Source organism: Polynucleobacter sp. 39-46-10, from assembly GCF_002282275.1.
In genome coordinates this window covers 1-2,282 of sequence record NZ_NCJB01000349.1, presented here as the reverse complement: position 1 = coordinate 2,282, position 2,282 = coordinate 1, and the positions used below count along the sequence as shown (strand labels likewise).

At 46.9% G+C, this 2,282-nt stretch carries 3 protein-coding genes; 1 reads left to right on the top strand and 2 read right to left on the bottom strand.

The features are described from left to right. Positions 1 to 33: 33 nt before the first annotated feature. Positions 34 to 717: a C40 family peptidase gene (locus B7X71_RS15500; RefSeq protein WP_293598163.1), complete on the top strand. Its 684-nt coding sequence runs from the start codon at positions 34 to 36 to the stop codon at positions 715 to 717. 9 nt (positions 718 to 726) lie between these two features. Here the strand turns inward: B7X71_RS15500 and B7X71_RS15495 are convergent, their stop codons facing one another. Further along, positions 727 to 1,686, bottom strand: a complete 960-nt coding sequence (locus B7X71_RS15495) for a hypothetical protein (protein ID WP_293598164.1) — start codon at positions 1,684 to 1,686, stop codon at positions 727 to 729. Between the two features lie 57 nt (positions 1,687 to 1,743). Continuing rightward, positions 1,744 to 2,282: patatin-like phospholipase family protein (locus B7X71_RS15490; RefSeq protein ID WP_293601364.1), on the bottom strand; the 539-nt coding region annotated here is incomplete at its 5' end.

Sequence of the window (2,282 nt, the reverse complement as noted above, 5' to 3'; positions counted from 1 at the left end):
GGTGAAATAGCTCTTCTTTGTTAGAATGGATTGATGTCACTTAAAAAAGACCTCTTGCCAACCTTGCTTAAGCAAGCGTCGATGGCCGCGCTAGTTGTGTTCGCATTTGCTGCGCATCCCGTGTTGGCAGTAGATACTGCATTGGATGCATCTAAAGAAGCGCCTGTAGAGGTACCCAAAGAGACTCCTAAGCAAAACATGTTTCAGGTGGGTAAGTCTTACTTTGTTCGTGCGTCAGATCGCTTGGCAGATTCGGTTACCGTTAAATCAGATGAGCTGATTAATCGCGCCATGGAAGTGATTGGAGTGCGTTATCGCTGGGATACAGAGTTACCACAATCCGGTTTAGATGGAAGTAGTTTTGTCGGATATGTTTTTAAGGACAAACTAGGTTTTTTATTGCCTCGTAAATCTACTCAAATGAGTCGCGTAGGTAAGCCAATTACTCGTGAAGAATTGCAGCCTGGTGATTTGGTGTTCTTCAACACCATGCGCTTAACTTTCTCTCATGTCGGCATTTATGTTGGCGACAATAAATTTATCCACTCCCCATCGAAGGGCACTAGTGTGCGTGTAGATGATCTTGGTAGTCTCTATTGGGATAAGCGCTTTGATGGTGCGCGCCGTTTGGATGGTAGTGATAACTTGGGTGATGCCGAGCGTCAAGAGTTGTTGAATGAAGTGAACAAACTCAAACGCAAATCTCGTAGCCTCTAATTTTCTGCTTTAGAAGCTTGCCGCTAGGCCAATTGAAGTTCCTCGGACGTTCTGTCCAAATTGATACCGAAACACCAATCGCACCCTGCTAAACATGGGGTCTGAAGCGCTGCGATCAATCTCTACTCCGGTACCCACAGAGGAGAGTGAATCAAAACCAAGAGCTCCGCGGAGCTGACCAAGAAACTCAGTATGTGCCACCTCAAAGACGGCTCGTAGTGGCCTTTCTAAAACGGTAAGTGGTGTGGGGTATCTGGCTCGAGCCCACAATCCTAAACTTTGAGAGTCTGCAGATCCTTGAACGGCAGCGGAGCTATCAAAAGTATTGAGCGCAATATTGGTGTAGCGTAATTCTGCATCGTATTCTCGTTCGGGCTTGTAATCCTCATAGTCCAACATAAGTGAGCCACCAAGGCCATATGCATTCATACGACCTCCATTTAAGAACTGTAGGTCTACCCCTGTTTTATTTTCTATGATGCGACCAGCAATCGAGAGGTCGCTTTCTACGTGGCCCAACATGATGTTGGCAATCGGGCGAATGCGAAGCTGATCCGTTAGTGGGAAGTCCCAGCCAACGCCACCAGTTCCAGTAATGCCATTCCAATTGACCGGTACCGTAATGTTCGTATTGCCTATACCATCGGTAAACGTTGGGTTATATCGGTTAAAGGCAATCGTGCCCTCAAGATAGAGTGGAAAGTTGGCGCTGATACGGTCTCCACCCCCAAGAGAAATCATTTGTAAGTTTTGATTTTCTCCGCCTTTATCGGTAATTGAGAGTGATCCGGTGGTGACATCTGGGGTTAGTGAGTAGCCCGTGATTGTCATGAAAGCATCAGTACGCTTTTTGAGATAGTTGTTGGCTGCGACTGTAAATTGGCCTCCTGCCTGAGCATGGGCGTAATGCGCTTGAGTTGCAATGGATATTGCGATCAATAATTTAAGAAGAGTGGTGGTGGATTTCATAAACAATTGCACCGAATCCTAAATCAATCACCCCTTCTTGGGAAGTTAGCCCTAGGGCTAGGATCGAAGTTTTTCTTTCAAGGCAGCCATCTGCTCTTGGGCGGCCTCCTCTCCTGCGAGGATTGCTGCATTTCTGGATTTGAAATCACCGCTATTCATTTGCTTGAGGTGAGGCGTGATCACAATATCAGCGCTTTTGAGTTCGTACTGATTAATACTTCGCTGCATGATGGATATAGTCTGTTGCATGATGCCAAAGGTTCCGCTTGCATCTTGATGAACTGGCTCGGAGGAGATATTGACTGCAATTACCAGGGTTGCACCCATCTGTCTTGCATAGCTTGCTGGAACTGGTGCGACTAAACCGCCATCAACATATTCTTTACCGCTAATGACGGCAGGCTGGAAGACTCCCGGGACACTGCATGAGGCGCGCACTGCTAGACCTGTATTGCCAGAGCGAAACAAAATACCTTTGCCTGACTGCAATTCAGTTGCCACAATTCCCAATGGAATGCGCATTTGCTCGATCGACTTATTTTGCACTTCACGGTTGACCATATTTTGGAGGGCATCCCCTTTGATGAGGCCGCCAA